Origin of the sequence: Mycobacterium sp. GA-0227b, assembly GCF_001499855.1 — a bacterium.
Taxonomy (GTDB): domain Bacteria; phylum Actinomycetota; class Actinomycetes; order Mycobacteriales; family Mycobacteriaceae; genus Mycobacterium.
Genome location: NZ_LQIK01000001.1, coordinates 271,086 through 295,040, shown reverse-complemented (window position 1 = coordinate 295,040; position 23,955 = coordinate 271,086). Strand labels below are relative to the sequence as shown.

Here is a 23,955-nt window from a genome sequence, read left to right as displayed (position 1 = left end):
CTGCACACCTATTTGAGCCGCCTGTGGAATTTCTCGATTGAAGGTGCCTGAGGACGCTTGAGAAGTAGGATCGCGTCGTCCTCGCGGCTCTCAGCCAACAGGCGCGTAGGGCAGCTAGCCGTACGTGTCGCGCGGACCCCGGCCGGGGATGTGGTACCGACCCTTGCGCCACGAGGGGCCGACCGGACCGACGATTTTCAGCGATTTGACGACGCCGCCGCCCACAGCGTCGGCGATCTTGGCCAGTACCTGGGCTTGCACCATCCGCAATTGGGTCGCCCATGCCGTCGACTCCGCTGAGATGGTCAGCACGCCGTCGTTCAACGACGTCGGCGTCGCGTGCGCCGCGATGCCCTCGCCGACGAGTGCGGGCCAGCGACCGAACACGGCGCCCTCGGCGACCCGGCCCGACCACCCGCGGCTGCGGGCGAGGTCACTGGCCGCGGGTCCGAACGGTTGCGGATCCCGTGAATCCGGCCCCGGCCCCGACCACCGCCGCCGGCTGGCACCCGCGATCCGGCGCGGGGCGGACCCCCGGCCGCGGCCGACATCCTTACCCTGGCTGCGCGCCGCGCCGCGGGCCTCCTCGAGCGTGCGCCGCACCAGGTCCATTCCCCGCAGGTTCGCCAGGTGCTCGGGCGGGCCCGCCTCGTTCTCGCCCGACGTCATGGCTGCACCACCGAGATTCTCCCGGCATCATCGTCGTCTCGCATCGCCACCCCGATCCTGCGCGCATCCCAGTCGCCGGGGATGTCGTCGGAAACCGCGGCGGTCACCAGCACCTGCTCGGCCGACCCCGCCACAGTGGCCAACGCCCGCCGGCGGGCGGTGTCCAACTCCGCGAACACATCGTCGAGCAGCAGCACCGGATCGCCCCCTTCCGCCCGCAGCAACTCGTAGGCGGCCAACCTCAGCGACAAGGCCATCGACCACGATTCCCCATGGCTGGCATAGCCTTTCGCGATCTGATCGCCGAGCCGCAATTCGAGGTCGTCGCGGTGCGGACCGACCAGGCAGACCCCGCGTTCGACTTCGGCATCCCGGCGGCGGGCCAACGCGTCGAGCAACGCGGCCTCGAACAACTCCGCGTCGCCGGTCCCGGCGGACTCTTCCACCGCTTCCACGCCGCTGCGGTAGCGGATCGCCGCCGGCCGCGACCCGGGCGCCAGGAGTTGGTAGGCCTTCTCCACCTCCGGGGCCAGTTGATTGACGAGATCGACCCGCGCCGCGATCAGCCGCGCACCCTTCTCGGCGAGGTGGCCATCCCAGACGTCGAGGGTGTCGAAGACGCTGCGGTCCCCGCGGAATCGCGCGCCGGAGGCCGTTTTCAACAGCGCTGCGCGCTGACGCAACACCTTGTCGTAATCCGCGCGGATCGCGGCCACCTGCGGGCGGCGGGTGGTCGCGAGTTCGTCGAGATAGCGGCGTCGTTCGCCGGGGTCGCCGCGCACCAGCGCGAGGTCCTCGGGGGCGAACAGCACCGCCCGCAGCACACCGAGGATCTCCCGGGCGGAACGCACGGGGGAGCGGTTGAGCCGTGCCTTGTTCGCGCGCCCCGCGGTGATCTCGAGGTCCACCGCGAGTTCGCGTTGCTCGTTGACGACGATCGTCGACACCACAGCGCGTTCGGCGCCGGTCCGGACCAGCGGCGCGTCCGCGGCCACCCGGTGTGAACCCAGTGTCGACGAATACCACAGCGCCTCAATGAGATTCGTCTTACCGTAGCCGTTCGGTCCGACGAACACGGTGCGGCCCGGCTCGAGGTCCAACTCGACCCGTGGCCACGACCGGAAGTCGGTCAGAGCAAGACGGCGGACGTACACGGCGTCGCGACCTAGCCGGACTCGCTGACCCGTTTGACCGCGTGCCCGCCGAACTGGTTGCGCAGCGCCGAGACCGCCTTCATCGCCGGCGAATCCTCCTGGCGCGAGGCGAACCGCGCGAACAGCGACGCCGCGATCACCGGCATCGGCACCCGGTGGCTGATGGCCTCCTCGACGGTCCAGCGCCCTTCGCCGGAATCCTCGGTGTAGCCGCTGATGTCGGTGAACTTCGGGTCTTCCTTCAACGCCTTGGCGAGCAACTGCTGCAGCCATGACCGCACCACGGTGCCGTTGGTCCACGCCTGAATGACGGCCTGGGTGTCGGTGATGAGCTCCTCGGCGGCCAGCAACTCGTAGCCTTCGGCGTAGGCCATCATGAGGCCGTACTCGATGCCGTTGTGCACCATCTTCGCGTAGTGCCCCGCACCGACCGGCCCGGCGTGCACGAACCCGTCTTCACGAGGTCCCGGCGGCCGTAACGCATCGAAGATCGGCATCGCGCGTTCGACGTCGGCGTCGCTCCCGCCGACCATCAGACCGTAACCTTCTTTCAACCCCCAGACACCGCCGGAGACGCCCGCATCGATGAACGCAATTCCCTTGTCGTTCAACAATTTCGCGTGTGGACCGTCTTCGGTGTAGCGGGAGTTGCCGCCGTCGATGACGAGATCGCCCTCGCCGAGTTCGTCGGCCAGGGCGGTGATGGTCTCGTGGGTGATCGGCCCGGACGGCACCATCACCCACACCACCCGCGGCGCATCCAGCGCATCGGCCAGAGCCGCGAGCGTCGGGACGTCGGTCACTTCCGGTCTGGGGTCATAGCCGACGACTTCATGCCCGCCTTCACGTAGGCGTTCGCGCATGTTGAAGCCCATCTTGCCCAGACCGACCAGCCCGAGTTGCATATGCGCCCCTTCCGTGGCGTGGGCCGGTCAGCCTGGAAGCCGCACCGGCATCAGCAGGTACACGTAGTCGGTCTGCTCCGCGGGGAACGGCCCCGCCGCAGCGACACCCGCATCGTCGTCACTGGCCGGGCGCAACACCGCGGGACGGCTGGGTGTGGTGAAGCCGAATGTCACCCGCTCGGAGTGCAGCGAAGAGAGCCCGTCGGTCAGGTACGTCGGATTGAACGCGATGGTCAACGGGTCTCCGGCGAAGCTGACAGAGAGGTCTTCCTCCGCGCGCCCCACATCGTCGGCTCCGGCCGAGAGCCGCAGTGCGTCGTCGGAGAACTCCATCCGCACCTGCGCACCGCGGTCCGCGACCAGCGCGACACGCTTGATCGCCTCGCTGAGTTCGGCGACTCCGATCGTCGCCATCGCGGTGTGCTCGGTCGGCAGCAGCTGCCGGAACTTCGGGAACTCGGCATCGAGCAGACGCGTGGTGCTGCGTTTGCCACCGCTGCTGATTCCGAGCAATCCCTCCTTGCCGACCGCCGCACCGGCCCCCAGCGAAAGATGCACATCGCCGCCGTCGGCACCGGCCTTGGCGGCCTCCGACAACGTCTTGGCCGGCACCAGAACCGCGGCCTCGATGTCGGCGCCCGCCGTCGACCACGTCAGCTCGCGCACCGCCAACCGGAACCGGTCGGTCGCGGCCAAAACGACCTTCTCCCCGGCGATTTCGAGCCGGATACCGGTCAGCATCGGAAGCGTGTCATCGCGGCCGGCGGCGATGGCAACCTGGCCGATCGCTTCGGCGAACAAATCGGCGGAGATCACACCGGTCTCGTCCGGCAACGCGGGCAGGGTCGGATAGTCCTCGACGGCCATGGTCGGAAGCGAGAAGCGGGAACTACCACAGGTCAACGACACCCGGGTGCCTTCGACGCTGACGTCGATCGGCTTGGCCGGCAACGCCCGGGTGATGTCGGACAGCAGCCGGCCGGACACCAAAACGCTGCCGGGTGAAGCGATCTCGGCCGGCACCCGCACCTCGGCGGAAACCTCGTAGTCGAATCCCGAAATCGTCAACCCGTCCTCGGAACCGGTCAGCAATACGCCGGCGAGCACGGGAACGGTTGGCCGGGTCGGCAGATTGCGGGCCACCCACGCGACAGCGTCGGCGAAGTCCTCTCGTACGAGGCGGAACTTCAGATCGGTGACACCAACTGTTGTCGTCGCCACGTCCATTGAGTCCCTTCGATCAATACCACGACAAGCATTAAGCAGCGGTTTCCCGGTGTCTCACCACGCGTCTGACCGATGCGTCCCGACGACCGTAACGGCTGTCGATGAATCACCGTAGAGCTTTCCGCCCCAACTTGAAAGCTAATCGATCGGGCTGACATCGACGGTTTCCGGTGAGCTGACGGCCGGTCGGTTCGGTGTTTCCCCAGCCGCCTTCTTCGAAGAAGAATCTTCGGAGATTTACAAGCAACAGTATTAGGCCCTGTGGAATCTGGGGATGAATCCATGTCCGCGCTGCTGACAAGCGTGCGACGGTGTGGGGCAGCTGTGGATGAGTGCAGGCCAGGTTGGGAATGAGTGTGGAGAGGTCGGCAGGTGTGCACGAATCGGCGAGTAGTTCGCCGGTTGAGCCCAAGTTCTCCACATCGATGTGCACAACCTCGGCGTGTGACGGATGGTGTGGCCGGGACAGAAGATTTTTCGAAGAAATTTTCGTGGTCGTCGCACGAGACGCCGACATCTGGGCGCGGCACGACCCAACCGCAGGGGAGGAGCAGACGATTCAGCGCTTGGAGCGCTGGCGAATTCGCGTCGTGAGTTCCTTCACGTGATCGAATACCTCGCGCCGCTCGGCCATTTCACCGCGAATCTTTTTCTCGGCGTACATGACGGTGGTGTGGTCGCGTCCGAACGCCTGGCCGATCTTCGGAAGGGACAGATCGGTCAGCTCGCGGCAGAGATACATGGCGATCTGTCGGGACTGCGCGAGCGCGCGGGTCTTGCCGGGGCCGCGCAGTTCCTCGACTGTCGTCTCGAAATACTCGGCGGTGGCCGCCATGATCGCCGCGGTGCTGATCTGCATGGTGCTGGGATCGGAGATCAGATCACGCAGCACGATCTCGGCCAACGACTTGTCGATCGTGGTCTTGTTCAGGGACGCGAACGCCGTCACCCGAATGAGCGCGCCCTCGAGTTCACGGATGTTGCGTTCGATGCTGCTGGCGATGAGCTCGAGGACATCGCCGGGCACATCGAGCCGGTCCATCTGTGCTTTCTTGCGCAGAATCGCGATTCGCGTCTCCAACTCCGGTGGCTGCACATCGGTGATCAGCCCCCACTCGAAGCGGGTGCGCAACCGGTCCTCGAGGGTGGCCAGCTGTTTGGGTGGCCGGTCCGAGGAGATGACGATCTGCTTGTTGGCGTTGTGCAGGGTGTTGAAGGTGTGGAAGAACTCCTCCTGGATGCCTTCTTTGCCCTCGATGAACTGGATGTCGTCGACCAGCAGCACATCGATGTCGCGGTAGCTTCGCTTGAAGGACGCCTTGCGGTCGTCGCGCAGCGAGTTGATGAAGTCGTTGGTGAATTCCTCGGTCGAGACGTACTTCACCCGCATGCCGGGAAACAAACGCTGCGCGTAGTTCCCTGCCGCGTGCAACAGGTGCGTCTTGCCCAGGCCCGACTCGCCCCAGATGAACAGCGGGTTGTAGGCGCGGGCCGGCGCCTCGGCGATCGCCAGGGTCGCGGCGTGGGCAAACCGGTTCGACGCGCCGATGACGAATGTGTCGAAGGTGTAGCGCCGATTGAGGTTGACCGCGCTGGTGTCGTCGGTCAGCGTGTTCGGCGGCCGGCTGGTGAAGTACGTCGGCCAGCTCTCCTCGGCGCTGACGCGGGCTTCGAAGTCCTCATCGACCTCGTCGGGTTCGGCGACGGGGGACAGCCCGTTGAGCGGTCCCTCGGTGGTGTCGTCCGGACCGGGATCCGCGATGCGCACACCCAGTTCGACGCGCTGGCCGAGCTGACGGCTCAACGCGCTGATGATCGGCTCGCGCAGATGACGTTCGATCTCGTTCTGGACGAACGGGGTCGGCACCGACAGCAGGGCAAATCCCTCGGTGATGACGAGCGGTTTGACGAGCTTCAACCACGCTCTTTGCTGTGGGGTGAGAATAGGACCGGCGGGGTCGCCGATCGTTCCGGCGCCAGGGCCACCGTTGAGCTCGGCAACCACCGTGTTCCAAACGGCCACGAAGGGCGGATCGGGGTCAGCTGTCAACGACGACTACCCCCTTGCGGTCGACCCAGAGACGACCAATGGAACGAGGACGATCTGTCCACAAAGTTATCCACAGGCTGTGGAGACAGGACAGTCGTCGTCGTTCTGTTGTCTACCGGCGAGAACGCCGCGGGCCGGGGCACATCACGAAAGTGAGGCATCCTGTGGGCTCACGACTAGTCGGGCGTCCTCGCTTCGTTGTTCGTCGCCGTTTCGTTATCGAATCGGCCTTGGCAGAAGCTAACAGTTTTCTCGGCGGGTGCCAACCGTTCTGCAACATTGCGCGGGTGGATATTTCGGCCTCACGGCGCGTCGTGACGGGTGGTGCAATTGTGGCTGTCGGCCGGGCCCTGGGGCGAGGTTTGACCCAGCGAAAACTCGTCAGTACCCTCGAACAGTCGCCCGTACGAGGCGATACGGCTGCGACCCGGCTCCGACCGGAGACCGCGCCGGCTAGCAAGACGGACGAGCTTACCAACGGCAACTGCGTCCACACCGATTCGTACGTGGATCGGTGGGGGCTGCGGACGCCAGACGCAACAAGGAGAGACAGCCGTGGCCAAGGGCAAGCGGACCTTTCAGCCGAACAACCGGCGCCGGGCGCGCGTGCATGGCTTCCGGCTGCGGATGCGCACCCGCGCGGGCCGCGCGATCGTGGCGAACCGTCGCGGCAAGGGTCGGCGCAAGCTGTCTGCGTGATTCCCACGTGACTTCAAGCGGAGTCTGACGCGGTGCTTCCGGCGCGGTACCGGATGACGCGGTCGACGGAGTTCGGGATCACGGTCAACCGAGGGGTGCGCGCGGTGCAGCCCGATCTCGTCGTGCACGCGTTGCGGTCCGAAGTGGCCGCCGCCGAGCCGGGCCCCCGAATCGGGCTGGTCGTGTCGAAGGCCGTCGGGACCGCGGTGCAACGGCATCGGGTGGCCAGGCGGTTACGGCATGTCGCGCGCACAGTGCTCGACGAGCTCGATCCGGCCGATCGGGTGGTTATCCGCGCGCTGCCCAGCAGCAGACACGCGATATCGGCGCGCCTCGAGCAGGAGCTGCGCACCGCCCTGCGCCGGACGAGGCCCAAGAACGAGGCGGCCGGGTGAGGGCACCAATGGGTTCGCTCGCAGTGCGCGGGCTCGTCTACCTGATTCAGCTGTATCGGCACACGGTTTCCCCGCTGCGGCTGCCCACATGCCGGTTCATGCCCACCTGCAGTCAGTACGCGGTGGACGCGCTGAGCGAGTTCGGGCTCCTGCGCGGTGGCTGGCTTGCCACCGTACGGCTGCTGAAATGCGGGCCGTGGCATAGGGGAGGATGGGACCCGATACCGGAACGCCCGTCACCTGAACGCGAAGGCGACGCGCACCCATCGTGTGCGTCCGCGGCCGAGCCCTCAGAGGATCGGGTCACCGTCGGCGACGTCAGCGGCGGTACGCCAGCAATGCGAGCAGGAAGCGAGACGCGTGTTTAACTGGTTCAGCCTCGACATCATCTACTACCCGGTGTCGGCGATCATGTGGGTCTGGTACAAGCTGTTCGCCTTCCTGCTGGGGCCGTCGAACTTCTTCGCCTGGGCGCTGTCGGTGATGTTCCTCGTCTTCACGCTGCGGGCGATCCTGTACAAACCGTTCGTCAAGCAGATCCGCACCACGCGCCAGATGCAGGAGCTGCAGCCGCAGATCAAGGCGCTGCAGAAGAAGTACGGCAAGGACCGCCAGCGGATGGCGCTGGAAATGCAGAAGCTGCAGAAGGAACACGGGTTCAACCCGATCCTCGGCTGCTTGCCGATGCTGGCTCAGGTGCCGGTGTTCCTCGGGCTGTTCCACGTGTTGCGGTCGTTCAACCGGACGCAAGGTGGGTTCGGTCAGATCCAGCTGTCCGTCGAGCAGAACCGCGCCACCGGCAACTACGTGTTCAGCCCCACGGACGTGGCGCACTTCCTGGACGCCCACCTGTTCGGCGCACCGCTGGGCGCGACGATGATTCAGACCACTGGCCTGGACGCGTTCACCGAGTTCAGTCGGGGAGCGGTCATCGCGGTGGGCGTGCCGATCATGATCCTGGCCGGTATCGCGACGTATTTCAACAGCCGCGCATCGGTTGCGCGGCAGAGTCCGGAGGCCGCCGCGAATCCGCAGACCGCGATGATGAACAAGCTGGCGCTGTACGTGTTTCCGCTCGGCGTTGTCGTCGGCGGGCCGTTCCTGCCGCTGGCCATCATCATGTACTGGCTTGCCAACAACATCTGGACGTTCGGCCAGCAGCACTACGTGTTCGGCAAGATCGAAAAGGAAGAAGAGGCCAAGAAGCTCGAGGCGCAGGAGCGGCAGGCCAAGAACGCACCGCCGCCGGGCGCCAAGCCGAAGCGGACGCGCAAGGGTCAGACGCCGGAACCGGCGCCCAGCAGTGAGGCCGAAATCGCCGACACCGTAACCGAGAACGGGGCCGCCGAGAAGAAGCCGACGGGGGCCGGGACGGGCAAGACAGCCTCTGGCGCAGGCAACCGCACGCCGCGTCCGGGCGCGAGTCCACGCCCCGGCGCACGGCCGAAGAAACGTAAACGTTGACCGGGCACACCGGTGGGGATGAGGAGATACCGATGACAGACGCCGATACGACCGAGCGCGACGACCTGACCGACGAGGAGAACGGCGCCGCGGCGCCCGTCGCCGAGGATGACCTCGAGGAGAGGTTGGTCGCCGAGGGCGAGATCGCGGGCGACTACCTCGAGGAGTTGTTGGACCTGCTCGACTTCGACGGCGACATCGACCTCGACGTCGAAGGCGACCGCGCGGTCGTCAGCATCGACGGCGGCGGCGACCTGAACAAGTTGGTGGGCCGCAAGGGCGAGGTGCTCGACGCGTTACAGGAGTTGACGCGGTTGGCCGTGCACCAGAAGACCGGGGAGCGCAGCCGCCTGATGCTCGACATCGCTCGGTGGCGGCGCCGGCGTCGCGACGAGTTGGCGGCGCTCGGCGAGAAGGTCGCGCGTCGGGTGCTCGAGACCGGCGAGCGCGAAGAGCTCGCCCCGATGACACCGTTCGAGCGCAAGATCGTGCACGACGCGGTGGCCGCGGTCGACGGAGTGCACAGCGAGAGCGAGGGCGTGGAGCCGTCGCGGCGTGTCGTCGTGCTTGCCGACTGACCCGAGTTACACGCGTGTAGTTCAGAGGCCGTCCCCGCGACGCGACGATCCGGAGGATGTTTCACGTGAAACACGGCGAGGTGTCGGCACCCCCGGGCGCGGCCGCCACCTTGTTCCGGGACCGCTTGCCGCGCGCGCAGCTGTACGCCGAGATCCTGGCGGGGGCCGGTGTCGAGCGCGGGCTCATCGGCCCCCGGGAAGTGGACCGGTTGTGGGACCGGCACATCCTCAACAGCGCCGCGGTATCCGAGCTCATCGACGCGGGCTCCCGGGTTGCCGACATCGGTAGTGGCGCGGGTCTGCCCGGGATACCGTTGGCGTTGGCTCGGCCCGATGTGCAGGTGACACTGATCGAACCGCTCCTGCGCCGCAGCGAGTTCCTCCGTGAGGTCGTCGAGGAACTCGATGTCGAGGTGACGGTCGTGCGAGGCCGAGCCGAAGAGCCGGCGGTGAGGAAACAGGTGGGGGAGACGGACGGGGTGGTGTCCAGGGCGGTGGCCTCTCTGGACAAGTTGACTCGATGGAGCATGCCGCTGCTGCACATCGACGGCCACATGTTCGCCATGAAGGGCGAGCGTGCCGAAGAGGAGATCCGCGACCACCGGCGTGTGATGGCGTCGCTGGGGGCGGCCGATGTAAGGGTAATGAGGTGTGGCGCGAACTACTTGGATCCACCCGCGACCGTCGTCGTGGCACGGCGGGAGAAGGCGGTAGCGCACCGGGCAACGGGCAGGAGACGAGGTTGAGTTCGCCGCAGAACGGTTCCGAGTTGGGCACCGCCGCCCAGCCCCGCCCCGATGTTTCACGTGAAACGGCCCCGGGCCATGTTTCACGTGAAACCACGCCGACGGACGTTTCACGTGAAACCTGGTCGGACAAGGCTGCGCCCGACAGCGGGTGGGATCCGACGGCCGGCATCGACACCCCGATCGGGGCGGAGGCCGAACGGGCGGTGCGCCTGCTGCATGCGGCGGCCAAGGGCAACCTCCCGCGGCCAGACCGCCAACGCGTCTTCACGATCGCCAATCAGAAGGGCGGTGTCGGTAAGACGACGACGGCCGTCAACGTCGCGGCGGCGCTCGCCCTGCAGGGGCTGCAGACGCTCGTCATCGACCTCGACCCGCAGGGCAACGCGAGCACGGCGCTGGGCATCGAGCATCGCCCGGGGACGCCGTCGTCGTACGAGGTGCTGATCGGGGAGATCCCGTTGCGCGACGCCTTGCAACGCAGCCCGCACAGCGAGCGCCTCTACTGTGTGCCGGCGACCATCGACCTGGCCGGCGCCGAGATCGAGTTGGTCAGCATGGTGGCCCGGGAGGGACGGTTGCGCGCGGCGCTGGCTGCGCTCGACGATTACAACTTCGATTACGTGTTCATCGACTGCCCGCCGTCGCTGGGCCTGCTGACCATCAACGCGTTCGTCGCGGCGCCCGAGGTGCTGATCCCGATCCAGTGCGAGTACTACGCCCTCGAAGGGGTGGGCCAGCTGATGCGCACGATCGAGATGGTCAAGGCGCACCTCAACCCGCAACTCGACGTGACGACGGTGATCCTGACGATGTACGACGGGCGCACCAAGCTCGCCGACCAGGTGGCCTCCGACGTGCGGACGCACTTCGGCGACAAGGTGCTGCGGACCGTCATCCCGCGCAGCGTCAAGGTGTCCGAGGCCCCCGGTTACGGGATGACGATCCTCGACTACGACCCCGGCTCCCGGGGGGCGATGAGCTATCTCGACGCCAGCCGGGAGATCGCCGACCGCGGCCGGAACCGTAACCATCGATGAGCGCGCGACAACAGGAGAGGCCATGACCCAACCGACACGCAAGCGCAGCGGCCTCGGCCGCGGCCTGGCTTCGCTGATCCCGACCGGACCCGCCGACGGGGAGCAGTCCGAGCTCGGGCCACGGATGGGCGACGCGGCCGCCGATGTGGTGATCGGAGGACCGTCGAACGGCAACCCAGCCAACCCGGCCAACACAGCCAACGACGTCGGCGCCGTGTACCGCGAAATCGACCCGTCGTCGATCGAGCCGAATCCGCGGCAGCCCCGCCAGGTGTTCGACGAGGAGGCGCTCGGCGAGCTGGTGCACTCAATCCGCGAGTTCGGGCTCATGCAGCCGATCGTGGTGCGGGCGCTGCCCGGCGGTGCGCCGGGTCCGATCCGCTACCAACTCGTCATGGGGGAGCGGCGATGGCGCGCTGCCCAGCAGGCCGGCCTGACCGCCATTCCGGCGATCGTGCGGGAGACCTCCGACGACGGCATGCTCCGCGACGCGTTGTTGGAGAACATCCACCGCGTGCAGTTGAACCCGTTGGAGGAGGCGGCCGCGTATCAGCAGCTGCTCGACGAATTCGGGGTCACCCACGACGAACTCGCGTCCCGGATCGGCCGGTCGCGCCCGTTGATCACGAACATGATCCGGCTGCTGCGGTTGCCGATCGCGGTGCAACGGCGGGTGGCCGCCGGTGTGCTGTCGGCCGGCCATGCGCGCGCCCTGTTGGCGCTCGAGGGAGGACCCGAGCAGCAGGAGGAGTTGGCCGCGCGCATCGTCGCCGAAGGGCTGTCCGTGCGCGCGACGGAGGAGGCGGTCACCCTGGCGAACCGGGCCGGCCCGCCAGCCCCGTCGTCGCCGAAGCGTAAGCCGATCAGCATGCCGGGACTGCAAGACGTTGCTGAACGGCTGTCGACGGCGTTCGACACCCGGGTAACCGTCAGCCTCGGCAAACGAAAAGGCAGGATCGTGGTGGAGTTCGGGTCGGTCGACGATCTGCAGCGCATAGTCGAACTGATGAGCGCGTCCGACCGCTGACCTACGACACCGGGTAATTACGTCACTGTGACACATATCCCGCGTTGGTCGCCGTTGGCACCTCCGTAAGAAGGAAACCAATTGTGAGACAACACGTTTCGCATCCGCACTCGATAGCCGCGTGGAATCGAGGGCCGACCCCGCCGCATCCTTCTATCCTGGAGTGGCAGCTGTGCATGTTCGCACCGCGTAGGACCCGGGGAGTCTAGTGTCGGCACGCGTCACGCCTCTACGGCTCGAAGCGTTCGAGCAGTTACCGAAGCATGCCCGCAGGTGCGTGTACTGGGAGGTCGATCCGCTGACCCTCGGCCGTGATGCGGCGGGTGCCGCCGTCCCCGGGGTCGACGACCACCTGTCCGACCCCGAGTTCGAGAAGGAAGCGTGGCTGTCGATGGTCATGCTCGAGTGGGGGTGCTGCGGACAGGTCGCCGTGCAGTGCAGCGACGAGCAGACCGACGACGGGCCTGCGCCGTTGAGCGGGAACGAGGCGTGCCTGGGCTACGCGTTCTACGCCCCACCGAATGCCGTGCCGCGTGCACGCCGGTTCCCGACCGCGCCGGTGAGCGCCGACGCCGTGTTGCTGACCTCGCTGGGCATCGAGTCCGGTGAGGATGCCGACGGTGTGTCGCGCATGCTGATCTCTGCCGTGGTCGGCGACCTGGTCCGCCGGGGAGCGCGGGCGCTCGAAGCGTTCGCCCACACGACCGAGGTCAGCGAACTCCTGGATCCGGGGGCGGTCACACCGTCGTTGCGACCCGTCGTCGAGGTGCTCGGGGACTGCTCGGTCGAGCAGTGCGTCCTCGACGCCGATGTGCTGCTGGACGCGGGCTTCGTCGTGGTCGCCCGACACCGCTACTTCCCGCGGCTGCGTCTGGAGTTGGAACAGGGGCTGGGCTGGAAGGCCGACGTCGAGGCGGCGTTGGAGCGGTTGTTCGAGTTCGCGCAGTTGCCGGTCGGAGCGGGTGTCAGCCCGTCGCGATGACGGATCGCGGTCAGGAGGGGCTGACGCGGCCGGCCTGCTCGACCGAGAGTTCGTGCGCCAGCAGTTCGGCGAAGGTGAAAGTGCCTGTGGGACGGTCGTTTTTGCCGAGCAGATAGAGCCGTTTGACCGCGGCGAGGATTCCCTCGGCGATCGAGTCGCGGGTCTGCGTCGACACCAGGATGGCACGGTCCCGCGGATTGGTGATGTATCCGACGTCGACCTGCACGGTGGGCATGCGGGTCAGCCGCAGCAGGTCCCATGTCCTGCCGTGGGTGCGGCAATCCCGTAACCCGCTGCGCGCCACGACTTCTCGTTGAATGAAGTCGGCCAGGTTGCGGCCGATCGTGGACACCGAGCCGTGTGAGTTGCCGAAGTGGAACGACGCGACGCCGTTGGCGGCCGGGCTGGGCTGGGTCGCGCAGCGCAGGCTGATCATCAGGTCGGCGCCGACGGCGTTGGCGGTCGCGGCCCGTTCGGCGTCCGACGGCGCACGATTGGCCGGCCGCGACAGGAAGGTCTCCATTCCGATCGCAGTCATCCGGCCTTCGAGCCGACTGGCCAAGTCCCACAGGATGTCTGACTCGCTGATCGGCCCGCCGGGGCTCTGCATGATCTGCCCGTGGTCGTCACCACCGCGGCCCGGGTCGATGATGATGCGCTTGCCCGACAGCCGAGGACCCGAGCTGCGGACCAATTCCTCTTCGCGAATCGCGTGCGGGGAGCCGCCGGTGACGCGGGACCCGAGAAAGTACAAGGAGCGCAAGGTTTCCGGGCCACAGATGCCGTCGGGGTACAGGCCGTACTCACGCTGGTACGACATCAACGCGTTGTGCGTGGCCAGGCCGAAGTGCCCGTCGACCAGGCCGGTGTAGAAGCCGAGGTCCTGCAACCGAGCCTGCAGCGTTGCCACGTCGTCGCCGAACATCGGGGCGCCGAACTGGTGGCTGAGGGTGCGCGCGCCCAGACGGTACGACGCCTCTTTCAACGCACGGTAAGTCGCCTCGCCGACGATGCCGTCCACCAGGAGTCCGCGGTGCTGCTGGAAGGCCCGCACCGCATGGTCGAGTTCTTCGTCGAACAGGTCCAGCGCGACGTGTCTGCCGGTGGTGATCTCCTCGTCGGCGTTGTCGAGCATGCCCAACGCCGTCAGTGCAGCCCTGATCTCGGTGACCGCGGCCCCGCGGTCACCGCGACGCAGACTGGACATATGCGGCCTTTCGGTCACGGTTGTCAGCTGCGCGAGGGCGCTGACCAGGTTGACGGGCTAGGCACGATTGTCGCAGACACTCCGCGGATTCAAGAAAACCCCAGGCCGGTGTCCGCGCGGCGGGTTACGGGTTCAGACCCCCGTCAGACGAGGGCTAGACGATGTCGCTGAGCTCGCGCAGCAGCGCAGCCTTGCCTTTTGCGCCGACGATCCGCTTGACCGGTGCACCGTCCTTGAACACGATCAGCGTCGGGATCGACACCACCTGGAAATCGCGCGCGGTGGCCGGATTCGCGTCGACATCGAGCTTGGCGACCGTCAAGGCGCCGGCCTTCTCGGCGGCGATCTCCTCGAGCACCGGGGCGATCATCTTGCAGGGGCCACACCACGTCGCCCAGAAGTCAACCAGCACTGGGGTACTGCTGGACAGCACGTCCTGGGAGAAGGTGTCGTCGGTCACGGCTACGGTCGACGCAACGCTGTCGGTCATCGTGGTGCTCCTATCGAACGGGGGTTTCGGTGGTTTCATCGCTTGGGCCAGAACCGATTTCGGCGAGCCAGCGTTCGGCGTCGATGGAAGCCGAGCAGCCGGTGCCCGCGGCGGTGATGGCCTGGCGGTAGGTGCGGTCGACGAGATCGCCTGAGGCGAAGACACCTTCGATCGATGTGCTGGTCGAACCCCGCTGCGTCAGGACGTAACCGTCGTCGTCGAGGTCGATCTGGCCGCGCACCAGATCAGACCGGGGATCGTGGCCGATCGCGACGAACACACCGGTGACGGCCAGCTTGGACTCCTCACCGGTGACGGTGTTGCGCAACCGAACTCCGCTGACTTTCGGGCTGCCCTCGATCTCGAGGACCTCGGTGTTGGTGACGAACGTGATCTTCTCGTTTGCGCGTGCGCGGTCCAGCATGATGCGCGAGGCACGGAACTCGTCGCGGCGGTGCACCAGCGTGACACTGCGGGCGAACTTGGTCAGGAAGATGGCTTCCTCCATCGCGGAGTCGCCGCCGCCGACCACGATGATGTCCTCTTCGCGGAAGAAGAACCCGTCGCAGGTCGCGCACGTGCTCACGCCCATTCCGAGCAGAGCCTCTTCACCCGGCACGCCGAGGTGACGCGCCGCCGCGCCCATCGCGAGGATCACCGCGCGGGCCTGATACGTGTCGTCGCCGACCGTGACCGTCTTGACCGCGCCGTCGAGGGAGACCGCGTCGACATCCTCCATCCGCAGGTCCGCGCCGAAGCGCAGCGCCTGTTCGCGCATCTCGTCCATCAGCTCGGGGCCGGTGATGCCGTTGCGGAAGCCGGGGTAGTTCTCCACCTCGGTGGTCGTCATCAGCGCGCCGCCGAACTGAACGCCTTCGAACACCAGCGGCTTCAGTTGCGCGCGGGCCGCGTAGATCGCGGCGGTGTAACCGGCCGGGCCGGATCCGATGATGATCAGATCATGAACCGTGGGTGTGGTGGTCATGAGCGCCTTTCTGCCGTCCCCTAGCTTCGCTGTGGGCCCCGTCGGCACCGGTACCAACACCAGCGTAGGCGGTGGTGTTCCCGGACTTCGGAGAGCAACGTCGGTGCACAGCCTACGGTCGCGCGACCACGGTCTCCGCCAGCAGGCCACCGTGGGCAGCGTGGCAGCCCGCCTCGACCACCAGCGCGGTGACATCGGCGGCGGAGTCGGCCGCAACCAGCAGGACCACCCCGGGGTGCCCGCCCATGTCGACGGGCCGGGCGCCGAGGATCGCGGTGGTCGGCGCGTAGCCGAGCCCTTCGAGGCAGGCGGCGCGGCGCTGCGGGTCCGACAGGGGGCCGTAATCAGGGGGAGTTGTCAGGAGCCCGACGAGCTGCTCATTGGTAAGCGGCAGCACCGCCGGCGGGCGCGACACCGTGATGCGTTCGGCCGTCGGGCCGGTCTGGGCGAAGCGCGGTGCCGGGTCGCGGGTCAGCACCGACGTTCCGATGACGATCCCGGCCACCGCGGCGGCCAGGCCGGCCACCAGCCCGATGATGTGGATCAGCCGCAGCCGGGGCCGTTCGACGGCGTGGGCCGGTTCGCCGGCGGCATGCAGCGCCGCGCCGATGCGCGCGGTGATCTCCGGGGGCACGTCGGGTGCCGACGCCGCGTCGCGTCCCAATCGGGCCAGTTCGCGGCGCACCCGCTCGACCGCCGGATCCGAGGGGTCGTCCGTTCCCGTCTGCATCGCTAGCCAGTCTCCACCACGAGAGGTAAGACGCAGGGCCCGCGCTTGCGGTTCCGCTCAATCGGTACGCGCGGTCGCCTCCGCATCGAAACACTCCAGCGCCTCGGCAAGCTTGGCCCGCGCTCGCGAGCAGCGGCTCTTGATCGTGCCTACGGGGACGCCGAGCATGCGCGCCGTCTCCGCCACCGAGTAGCCCTGCATGTCCACGGCGACCACCGCGGCGCGCTGCTCGACGGGTAACCGCATCAGTGCCCGCTCGACGACGATCGCGGTATCCACCCGAGCTGCCGGATCACCGATGTGCCCGACGTCGTCGGACAACGACTCGGCGGCCCGGGTCTTGTTGCACCGCAACCGATCCAGACACGCATTCACCACGATGCGGTACAGCCAGCTGCTCACCGCGGCGTCGTAGCGGAAGGCCGGCGCCCTGCGGTGCGCCTTGAGCATCGCGTCCTGCAGCGCGTCGGCGGCGTCGTCGGGGTTGCGGCTGGTGATCCGGGCGATCCGGTACAGCTGGCGGTGGTGGCGATAGAACAGCTCCTCGAATGCGTACCGGTCACCGGCGACGTGCGCGGCCAGCAACTCCGCATCGCTGCGCTCCCGACCGGACTGCCCCCCGAAGGTCCCCACAGCCGAACACTAAACGGCCGCGCGGGCGCCTCCCGACACATCTTTGTCGGGCTGGGGATGAAGGGTCAGGACGCCGACCGCAGCGTGATCTCGGCGATGTCCGAGCGGCTCTGGCCGTTGACCTGCCCGAGGGTGGAGACCCAGACCAGCACGTTGGAGGTCGGGGAGGCGTTCTCCACCTTGATGGTGTTGGACCCGGGCTTGAGCTGCGTGGCAGGTGTCAACACGGTGGTATCGGACAGCGACGACGGCGACGACGACTGCGCCGAGCGGATCTCCACCGCCGTGCCGGTGCTGTTGAGGTCGATGTCGACCTCGCCGATCGTGGTGGGCTGCGGCAGCTGTAGGAGCAGCCCGACGCCGTTCTTGAAGTTCGGGAACGGCACCGGGTCGGTGTAGGTGTCGATCGGCCACACCGTCGAGGAGTCACCGTCGATCGCGTTGTCCGCCTCTGCCGGCGCATCGGCCTCACCCTCGGGTGAGAAGACCGTCACCGCAGTGGGTTTGACGACATTCCCGGTGGCGCCGCCGCCGGTGTCGCCCGATTCCGTGGTCGTCGGATCGTTGAGCCCGAGCCGGTCGCCGCCCAGGCCGTCGCCGACGTCGCCGAAGATCTGGCTCAGCACGGTGGCCAACACCACGAGCGCGACCACGACGATGGCCGCGCCCACACCGAGCCCGATCATCAGCGCCTTACGGCGGCGCGCCCGGGTCTCCGGATCGTCGACGACCACTTCCCGGGTGCGTGATGCGGAATCTTCGGGGTCGTCGATGGGGGAGATCAACTCGGTCCGATCGGCGATCGCGGTGGCCTGCTGGAGCAGGTTCAACAGCGTCGGCGCGCTGCGGATGCCGCCGCCCTCCTGAACGGCGCGCGCCGCCGCGGCGGAGATCTGGAACGGGATGTGGCGATCGACCGCGCGCGGCTCGATCGGCTGCCCGGCGGAGTCGAGTTCGGCGGGGGCCAAGCCGCTCCGGACCCCGTGCTCGGGCAGCGGCCACCGGTTGATCAGCAGCGCGTACAGCGCCGCGCCGATGCCGCGAATGTCGTCCTCGGGCGTCGCGTCGGCGAGCGTCGCCGGGAAGGCCAGCGCCACGTCGCCCTCGATGCTGACCCGTATCCGGCTGGGGTGGTCGATCGACAGCGCGACGCCCGCGCGGTGCGCGGCTTCGGCCGCCGCGGCGAGCGACTGAATGGCCCTGGCCCCGCCGATCGGGGATGGCGAGGTGTCGGCCACCTCGGCCAACGAGCCGCCCCGAATCCACTCCGAGACCACGAGGCCCCCGGATCCGGTGTTGACCACGTCGAGCACCCGCGCAACACCGGGCATGTCGAGGCGGCTCAGCTTCAGCGTGCGCGCCAGGATCTCGCGCAGTGCCGCGTCGGACAGGGTGTTGTCCGGATCGACGAAGGTGAGCGCAACCTGACGGTCCAGTGCGGTGTCGAGCGCTTGCCAGAACTGCAGGGTCGGCGGACCGCCATGGAACACGAGCAGCCGGTAGCGGCCGCCGCCGATCACCGCTCCGGGAATGAGGTGGACGTCCTCATCGGAGGTGGCGGCCTCGATGGCCGGTTCGCGCGGCGGGTCGAACGCGAGCGGTTCGCGGGTGGGGTCGCCGCCGTAGTCGGAGGGCGGCCGGCCCGACACCGGTATCCGGGCGGTGCCGTTGTCGGCCGCGAACTCGGTGGTCGCCGAGTCGCTGGTGGGCTCGGGCACGTCGGGCTGGAGGTCGTCGGCGGCGACCTCGGACTGCCCGGTCGAGGACAGCGGGATCTTGGTGGTGGCGGTGCTGTCGGGAGTGGGCGCGGAGCCGCCTGCGGGTTCGTCGCTCACCGCTGGTCCTTTCCGCGTCCGGTCCCAGGCAACTGGGGGAGGTGGTCCGCGCCGGACGGTCGGTGGGCTGTGACGCCGCCCTGGCGGGGACGAATTCCTCTGTTGAGGGTACGTGAGGGGGGTGCGCCTGCGTGGCCGGTCGGCGGCGGTACGCGTCAGGGGCGTCCTCGCCGGGCGGCCGAGGCGGCGACGGACCGCGGCCAGCGCCGCATGGGCGTCGGGCACCTGCGCGGCCAGCAGCACCGCGACGATGACCGGCGCCATGATCAGGCCGATCACCGCCAGCCGCAGCAGCGACCCGGCACCGCCCCAGTTGCGCGTCAGCGACTCCAGCCCGAGCAGTTGGTCGACGACATGGGCCAGCAGGCCTGCGAGCAGCGACGCGGCGATGGTGACCAGGATTGTGCGGACCACCTGCAGGCTGATCAGCCGTCCGCCGGGCGGGTCGAGATTGGCCCGCAGCAGGTAGTAGCCGACGGTCGCGCCCGCCAGGAAGCCCAGGCCGTTGGCGGTGCCGAGATAGCCGGCCACCAGATCGGGATCGTCGGTGACATGGGGAGCGATGAGCGAGGCGATGATTTTGACGGTCGTGATCACCACGATCAGCAGGATCGGCGTCCAGGGCTGCTGGCGGGCGTAGAAGACCCGAAGCTGCAGCAGAACCAGGGCGTAGGGGATCAACGTGAATGCCGACAGCGTGATCGCCATGCCGAGGTAGTTGGCGTCGACCTCACCGAAGTTGCCGTAGGCGAAGAGCGCGCTGCCGATGGCCGGGCCGCCGACGGTCATCAGCGCCACGATCGGGATGAGCGTCACCATGGTGAGCCGGGTGGCCAATGAGAGGTCGGCGAGCACCGCGCGCTGATCGTTGGCGGCGGCGTTACGGCTCAACCGCGGCATCACGACGGTCAGCACCGTCACGCCGATCATGCCGAACGGCAACTGCAGCACCAACCACGTGTAGTTGTAGATCGCGGGTCCGGAAGCCGCAGCGCCACTGGCGATTCGGTTGCCGACGATCAACCCGATCTGGCTGATCAACACGTACAGCACCATCGCCGCGGCCATCGCGCCGAACTGCTTCATCCGCTCGTCGATGCCCCACAGCGGGCGCAGGCTGATGCGTTCGCGGCGAATCGCCACCAACAGCACCAGGACCTGCGTCACCGTCCCGAGCGTCATCCCGATGCCCAACACCAAAAGCTTCGCGTTGCCCATCTGCACGGGGTCCACCGAGAGTTCGCCCGGCACAATGAGATACAGGCCGAGGGTGGCCAACGCGACGAGGTTGTTGCACACCGGCGCCCATGCGGGCGGCCCGAAGACGTTGCGGGTGTTGAGGATTGCCATGAACACCGACGACAGCCCGTAGAACAGCACCTGGGGCAGCAGCAGGTAGGCGAACGCGGTGGTGAGATCGCGGTTGACCTCCGGATCGCCGCCGAGCATGAGGCCGACGAGCATCGGCGCCGACGCCACCGAGAGTGCGGTGGTGATCAGCAGCAGCGTCGTCGCCAATGTGACGAGGCGGCGCACGAACGCCGTGCCGTTGTCGGGATCGTCGCGCTCGGCACGCGCCAGCACCGGCACGAAGATCGCGGTGAACGTCGCCTCGAGCACCAGCGCGGCGATCAGGTTCGGCAGTTGGTACGCGACCGAGAACGCACTGGATAGCGCGGCGCCGAGGATGGTCGCCAGCAACACGATGCGGGCGAATCCGGTGAGCCGACTGACCAGCGTCGCGACCGCCATGCCCCACGACCTCGACACCACCGCGGCGTCGGAGAGTTCCGGGCGCCCGGCCCGTCTCCGCGGCGCCGGTCCCCGGCTGAGCCGAGGCGGCGGTGGGCGCGGCGGCCGGCGCGGCGGCAACGCGGTGTTCATCCGGTCCCACCGGACGCGCCGGTGCCCCTGCGTCCGGACCGGCTCAGCGGCACGTCGGTGGAGTCGTCGTCGTAGTGCAGCGCGACATCGAGCGGATCGGGGCGGTGCGGATCGGCTTCGAGGTCGGCGCGGTCCGGCTGGCCGCGGAATCGGTGCCACAGCCGGCGGCCGGCGAGCAGCACCAGCACCGCACCCGCCGAGAGCGTGATGAAGAACAGCACCTTGCCGTACGCGTTGGAATGCAACGACAACCGCACCGGCTCCCCGAGCGGGAGGCCGTCGACGGTGCGCAACGCGACATCGACGGCGACCCGTTGCGTGAAGTGCACTTCGATGGGCACCCGCAACGGCAGGAAGCCAGGCGGCAATTCGATCTCGCCCATGTCGGTCACCGTCATCCCGGGTGGCGCGTCGACGTGGAGCCGGACCCGGATCGGCACCGGCAGGTCGTTGCGCAGCGCCAGGGGCAGCGGGCTGCGTTCGGTGGCCAAGGTGTACGAACCGCCCGGGTTGACGATGGTGACCGCGTTGAAAATGTCGTCGACCGTATGCCCAACCGTGGTGAGCCGTTGCTGCGCAAGGCCATTGCGGGCGTCCGGCGGTACCGACTGGCTCAGCGCGCGCAGCATGTCCTCGCGCAGCGGCGCGGTGTACCCGTATCCGGTCAGGCCGGTCCGCACGTCGGTGGTCAGCGCCGCGGTCAACCCCCACAGCCGTCCGATGACGGCCGAGATACCCGAGACCACCGCGTCGTCGAAGCGCGCATCGGGATCGCCGATGTCGTCGCCGGGCAGCGGCGCCACTTCCTGGGGCGGTACGGCGCTGGCCGCGGCGATCACCGCGGGCAGCGGACGCGGGCGTGCCAGCCCGGCGTTGATCGCGGTGGCCACCGCGGTGAACAACGCGCGGGCGTCGTCGGGCTGCAGGCTCCAGGCGAGCGGCGGCATCAGGATCTGCGTGCGCGGCGCGACGTCGGGGTTGAGCCCCCGCCACAGCACCGCGCCGAGCGCATCCTGACGTCGCGCCACCGCCGAGTCGTGCTGCAGCGGAAAGTCGAGGGACGGGTCCAGATACCCGGGCGCGACGGGGTCGGTGCCCGCGCCGGCGAGCGCGGCCCCCACCGCCGGATCGAACGGTGCGGCGACGAGTTGCGGCGTGTAGCGCACCGGCGTGGTGTCCGCAGTGCCGGGATTCGCCGCATCCGAGCCGTTGTCGGCACCCGACCCGGCCGCGATGGCCACCGTCTGGCCGCCGCGCTCAGACAACAGCCGCACGGCGGGGGTGGTCAGCGGTCCGTCGCCGAGGAGGCTGGCGCCGCGGACCGATGTGATGCCGAGAATCTGGTCGACGATGTCGCTCGAGGACGTGGTGGCGATCCGGCTGAGCCCGGGATCACCGACGCGGCGCAACGCGTCGAGGTCGGCCTGCGCGTAGGTGGTCGCGGTGACGCACATTCGCTTCGCCAACGCCTTGAGCCGGTTCAACCACGCCACGGCGGCGGCCTGGCCGGTACCGGGACGGGTTGGCGTCCCGGGCCCGGCGTCGGGGCCGATGTTGACGACGTAGCCGCCCGTCATCGCGTTGACGGTGACGAGTAGATCCGGGTCGACGGCCAGACACGTCGCCGCGTGCACCCGTCCCTCGGGGTCGACTTCGGGGCTGGTGGCGAACTCGGCCGCCGACAACAGTGTGTCGAGCCGGCCGCCCGCGGCCAGCGAGGTGGCGAGGTCGTCGTCGGTCAGGCGCACCGGGGTGGCGCCGCCGGGTGCGCCCGCCGCCAGGCGTGGCCGGTCCGCGATCGGCCACAGCAGGGTCAGTTCGACGGGTTTGGACGTGTCGGGCGGTTCGACCGCGGCGACCGCGTCGGTCGCGGACTCGGTCGCCGGATCGGGTGGAACGCCGAGTACGGGCAGCAGGAAGCGGGCGTCGTCGAGGCGGGCCGGCTCGCCGTAGTCCGGGGTGCCGTTCACGTTGACCATGACCGGGTACACGCCCGGCTGGTCGATGCTGAGCGACGGCTGGGCGGCCGAGCGCAGCGGATACGACAGGACGAACGGAACCTGTTGTCCGCGAGGCAGTTCCGGGGTCAGCGTGACGAAGTCCCCGATCGGTTCGAACTGGCCGACGTCGCCGGTGAGGTTGGTGCGCAGCCCGGTGGACGTCGTCACCGCACCGGCGTCCTCCAGCCGCACCACCACGTCGCGCACCGGCCGGTCCCCGACGTTGAGCACGGCGCCGGTAACCGTGACGGTGGGCTCGCTGGTCGTGGTCACCACGTCGGGGGTGACGCGGTCGATGCGCACCTGCAGGAACGGCGTCGTATCGGGCTGGCCCGCGGCGGCGGGCGGGACGGCGATCGGGAGAGCGCTGAGCGCGAGCAGGATCAGCGCGGTCAGCAGGCGCAGCAGCGCGCCGGAGGTCACGGGCCCTGTCCGCAGCCGTTCGTCCGCTCGGCCCCCAGGGACGGTTGCGCGGGTCCGTCGGGCCGACGGTTGCGGGTATGCGAATGCGTCTGCGGCCGACGCCGCGGCGAGGACCGGGGGAGCGGCGGCAGGGCGGCCGGGCCGTCGGCGTGCAGCTTGTCGATCAGCTCCCCGGCAACTTCGGCGAGCCGGCGTTCGTCGGCGTAGGCCAGCCGGGACGGCAGCTCCTTCAGCGGCACCCAAGCCACCTCGCTGACCTCGACGTCCTCATCGGACAGTTCACCGCCGAGAAACCGCATCAAATAGTGGTGCACGGTCTTGTGTACGCGGCGGCCTTCGGTGACGAACCAGTAGTCGATGCTGCCCAGCGCGGCGAGCACCTTGCCTTGGACCCCGGTCTCCTCGGCGACCTCGCGGACGGCGGTCTGTTCGGCGGTCTCGCCCATCTCGATATGTCCCTTGGGCAGCGACCACAGCATCCGGCCGCGCCGGTCGATGCGCCCGATCAGCGCCGCGACCTGCCGTTCCTTGGGGCCGTCGAGACCGTCGATGACCAGTCCGCCGGCCGATGTCTCGTGCACGGTCCGCAGCCGGTCGGGCGGTCGGCGTGGACGCCCCTTCTTCGATTGCTTGCCCTTGGTGCCGGCGTCGCCGTTGAGGGCGGCGTTGTTGTGGTGGCCACCGGGAAGGGGCTGCGGGACGGGACGGTTGCGGGGCTGGTGGGACTGGTCGGACACTGCCTCCGGGGGGCCTGCCGCGCGTCGGCCGCGGCGCCGCCCCCGGCGCCGTCGTGGTTTGGCCTGTTCGCCGTCCGACACCCAAGCGATAGTAG

Annotated in this window: 21 protein-coding genes and 1 pseudogene; 9 read left to right on the top strand and 13 right to left on the bottom strand. The window is 68.4% G+C overall.

Features of this window, described 5'->3' with window-relative positions; genetic code table 11:
* Window positions 1–114: 114 nt before the first annotated feature.
* From AU185_RS01405 to dnaA, 5 genes and pseudogenes are all read right to left on the bottom strand, one after another.
* Window positions 115–669 carry a DUF721 family protein gene (locus AU185_RS01405; RefSeq protein WP_059100526.1) on the bottom strand — a complete coding sequence of 185 codons (555 nt, stop codon included), beginning with the start codon at window positions 667–669 and terminating at the stop codon, window positions 115–117.
* Window positions 666–1,823, bottom strand: a complete 1,158-nt coding sequence (recF, locus tag AU185_RS01400) for a DNA replication/repair protein RecF (RefSeq protein ID WP_059100525.1) — start codon at window positions 1,821–1,823, stop codon at window positions 666–668. Before recF ends, AU185_RS01405 begins: the two co-directional genes overlap by 4 nt.
* Before the next feature lie 11 nt (window positions 1,824–1,834).
* A pseudogene (gene gnd / locus AU185_RS01395) lies at window positions 1,835–2,731 on the bottom strand (phosphogluconate dehydrogenase (NAD(+)-dependent, decarboxylating)); the annotation flags it as partial.
* A 24-nt stretch (window positions 2,732–2,755) separates the two neighbouring features.
* Complete coding sequence (gene dnaN / locus AU185_RS01390) at window positions 2,756–3,955, bottom strand: DNA polymerase III subunit beta (RefSeq protein WP_059100523.1); 1,200 nt, start codon at window positions 3,953–3,955, stop codon at window positions 2,756–2,758.
* Window positions 3,956–4,514: 559 nt separating this feature from the next.
* The gene (dnaA, locus tag AU185_RS01385; protein WP_059100522.1) at window positions 4,515–6,005 is read right to left on the bottom strand and encodes a chromosomal replication initiator protein DnaA; all 1,491 of its coding nucleotides are present in this window, start codon (window positions 6,003–6,005) and stop codon (window positions 4,515–4,517) included.
* A gap of 555 nt (window positions 6,006–6,560) precedes the next feature.
* Here dnaA and rpmH point away from each other — a divergent pair.
* The 9 genes from rpmH (at window position 6,561) to AU185_RS01345 (ending at window position 12,936) form a co-directional block, all read left to right on the top strand.
* Window positions 6,561–6,704 carry a 50S ribosomal protein L34 gene (rpmH, locus tag AU185_RS01380; RefSeq protein ID WP_059100521.1) on the top strand — a complete coding sequence of 48 codons (144 nt, stop codon included), beginning with the start codon at window positions 6,561–6,563 and terminating at the stop codon, window positions 6,702–6,704.
* Window positions 6,705–6,736: 32 nt separating this feature from the next.
* Window positions 6,737–7,099, top strand: coding sequence for a ribonuclease P protein component (gene rnpA, locus AU185_RS01375; protein WP_059100520.1), 363 nt, complete (start codon window positions 6,737–6,739; stop codon window positions 7,097–7,099).
* 8 nt (window positions 7,100–7,107) lie between these two features.
* Window positions 7,108–7,467, top strand: a complete 360-nt coding sequence (gene yidD / locus AU185_RS24485; RefSeq protein ID WP_082683681.1) for a membrane protein insertion efficiency factor YidD — start codon at window positions 7,108–7,110, stop codon at window positions 7,465–7,467.
* Between the two features lie 43 nt (window positions 7,468–7,510).
* Window positions 7,511–8,563 (top strand): membrane protein insertase YidC, encoded by a 1,053-nt coding sequence (gene yidC, locus AU185_RS01370; RefSeq protein ID WP_231740380.1) that lies wholly within the window; start codon window positions 7,511–7,513, stop codon window positions 8,561–8,563.
* A gap of 32 nt (window positions 8,564–8,595) precedes the next feature.
* On the top strand, window positions 8,596–9,141 hold the full coding sequence (locus AU185_RS01365) for a Jag family protein (protein WP_059100518.1): 546 nt from the start codon (window positions 8,596–8,598) through the stop codon (window positions 9,139–9,141).
* Between the two features lie 56 nt (window positions 9,142–9,197).
* Window positions 9,198–9,887, top strand: a complete 690-nt coding sequence (rsmG, locus tag AU185_RS01360) for a 16S rRNA (guanine(527)-N(7))-methyltransferase RsmG (protein WP_059100517.1) — start codon at window positions 9,198–9,200, stop codon at window positions 9,885–9,887.
* A 23-nt stretch (window positions 9,888–9,910) separates the two neighbouring features.
* Window positions 9,911–10,927, top strand: coding sequence for a ParA family protein (locus AU185_RS01355; protein WP_082683712.1), 1,017 nt, complete (start codon window positions 9,911–9,913; stop codon window positions 10,925–10,927).
* A 22-nt stretch (window positions 10,928–10,949) separates the two neighbouring features.
* Window positions 10,950–11,954 carry a ParB/RepB/Spo0J family partition protein gene (locus AU185_RS01350; protein WP_059100515.1) on the top strand — a complete coding sequence of 335 codons (1,005 nt, stop codon included), beginning with the start codon at window positions 10,950–10,952 and terminating at the stop codon, window positions 11,952–11,954.
* 208 nt (window positions 11,955–12,162) lie between these two features.
* Complete coding sequence (locus AU185_RS01345; protein ID WP_059100514.1) at window positions 12,163–12,936, top strand: hypothetical protein; 774 nt, start codon at window positions 12,163–12,165, stop codon at window positions 12,934–12,936.
* Between the two features lie 10 nt (window positions 12,937–12,946).
* Here AU185_RS01345 and AU185_RS01340 read toward each other — a convergent pair whose 3' ends face one another.
* The 8 genes from AU185_RS01340 to AU185_RS01305 form a co-directional block, all read right to left on the bottom strand.
* A complete protein-coding gene (locus tag AU185_RS01340; RefSeq protein ID WP_059100513.1) occupies window positions 12,947–14,143 on the bottom strand; it encodes an N-acetylmuramoyl-L-alanine amidase in 1,197 nt (398 codons plus the stop codon).
* 154 nt (window positions 14,144–14,297) lie between these two features.
* Window positions 14,298–14,633: a thioredoxin gene (trxA, locus tag AU185_RS01335; protein WP_059100512.1), complete on the bottom strand. Its 336-nt coding sequence runs from the start codon at window positions 14,631–14,633 to the stop codon at window positions 14,298–14,300.
* A gap of 10 nt (window positions 14,634–14,643) precedes the next feature.
* A complete protein-coding gene (gene trxB / locus AU185_RS01330) occupies window positions 14,644–15,618 on the bottom strand; it encodes a thioredoxin-disulfide reductase (protein WP_059100511.1) in 975 nt (324 codons plus the stop codon).
* A gap of 112 nt (window positions 15,619–15,730) precedes the next feature.
* Window positions 15,731–16,348 carry an RsmA family anti-sigma factor gene (locus AU185_RS01325; protein ID WP_059100510.1) on the bottom strand — a complete coding sequence of 206 codons (618 nt, stop codon included), beginning with the start codon at window positions 16,346–16,348 and terminating at the stop codon, window positions 15,731–15,733.
* A gap of 57 nt (window positions 16,349–16,405) precedes the next feature.
* Entirely contained in the window at window positions 16,406–16,981 is a 576-nt protein-coding gene (gene sigM, locus AU185_RS01320) for an RNA polymerase sigma factor SigM (RefSeq protein ID WP_059100509.1), read from the bottom strand.
* A 65-nt stretch (window positions 16,982–17,046) separates the two neighbouring features.
* Complete coding sequence (murJ, locus tag AU185_RS01315) at window positions 17,047–20,700, bottom strand: murein biosynthesis integral membrane protein MurJ (protein ID WP_059100508.1); 3,654 nt, start codon at window positions 20,698–20,700, stop codon at window positions 17,047–17,049.
* Window positions 20,697–23,123: a DUF6049 family protein gene (locus tag AU185_RS01310; RefSeq protein WP_172800125.1), complete on the bottom strand. Its 2,427-nt coding sequence runs from the start codon at window positions 23,121–23,123 to the stop codon at window positions 20,697–20,699. Before AU185_RS01310 ends, murJ begins: the two co-directional genes overlap by 4 nt.
* Window positions 23,120–23,941 (bottom strand): NUDIX hydrolase, encoded by an 822-nt coding sequence (locus AU185_RS01305; protein ID WP_059100507.1) that lies wholly within the window; start codon window positions 23,939–23,941, stop codon window positions 23,120–23,122. The genes AU185_RS01310 and AU185_RS01305 overlap by 4 nt, the downstream gene beginning before the upstream one ends.
* Window positions 23,942–23,955: the final 14 nt, after the last annotated feature.

Excerpts from the sequence above, each read along its gene's own strand:
- yidC (WP_231740380.1), top strand. The coding sequence starts at position 7,511 with ATGTGGGTCTGGTACAAGCTGTTCGCCTTCCTGCTGGGGCCGTCGAAC.
- AU185_RS01365 (WP_059100518.1), top strand. The coding sequence starts at position 8,596 with ATGACAGACGCCGATACGACCGAGCGCGACGACCTGACCGACGAGGAG.
- dnaN (WP_059100523.1), bottom strand. The coding sequence starts at position 3,955 with ATGGACGTGGCGACGACAACAGTTGGTGTCACCGATCTGAAGTTCCGC.
- AU185_RS01340 (WP_059100513.1), bottom strand. The coding sequence starts at position 14,143 with ATGTCCAGTCTGCGTCGCGGTGACCGCGGGGCCGCGGTCACCGAGATC.
- trxA (WP_059100512.1), bottom strand. The coding sequence starts at position 14,633 with ATGACCGACAGCGTTGCGTCGACCGTAGCCGTGACCGACGACACCTTC.
- murJ (WP_059100508.1), bottom strand. The coding sequence starts at position 20,700 with ATGAACACCGCGTTGCCGCCGCGCCGGCCGCCGCGCCCACCGCCGCCT.
- AU185_RS01325 (WP_059100510.1), bottom strand. The coding sequence starts at position 16,348 with ATGCAGACGGGAACGGACGACCCCTCGGATCCGGCGGTCGAGCGGGTG.
- yidD (WP_082683681.1), top strand. The coding sequence starts at position 7,108 with ATGGGTTCGCTCGCAGTGCGCGGGCTCGTCTACCTGATTCAGCTGTAT.
- AU185_RS01405 (WP_059100526.1), bottom strand. The coding sequence starts at position 669 with ATGACGTCGGGCGAGAACGAGGCGGGCCCGCCCGAGCACCTGGCGAAC.
- AU185_RS01350 (WP_059100515.1), top strand. The coding sequence starts at position 10,950 with ATGACCCAACCGACACGCAAGCGCAGCGGCCTCGGCCGCGGCCTGGCT.
- rsmG (WP_059100517.1), top strand. The coding sequence starts at position 9,198 with ATGTTTCACGTGAAACACGGCGAGGTGTCGGCACCCCCGGGCGCGGCC.
- trxB (WP_059100511.1), bottom strand. The coding sequence starts at position 15,618 with ATGACCACCACACCCACGGTTCATGATCTGATCATCATCGGATCCGGC.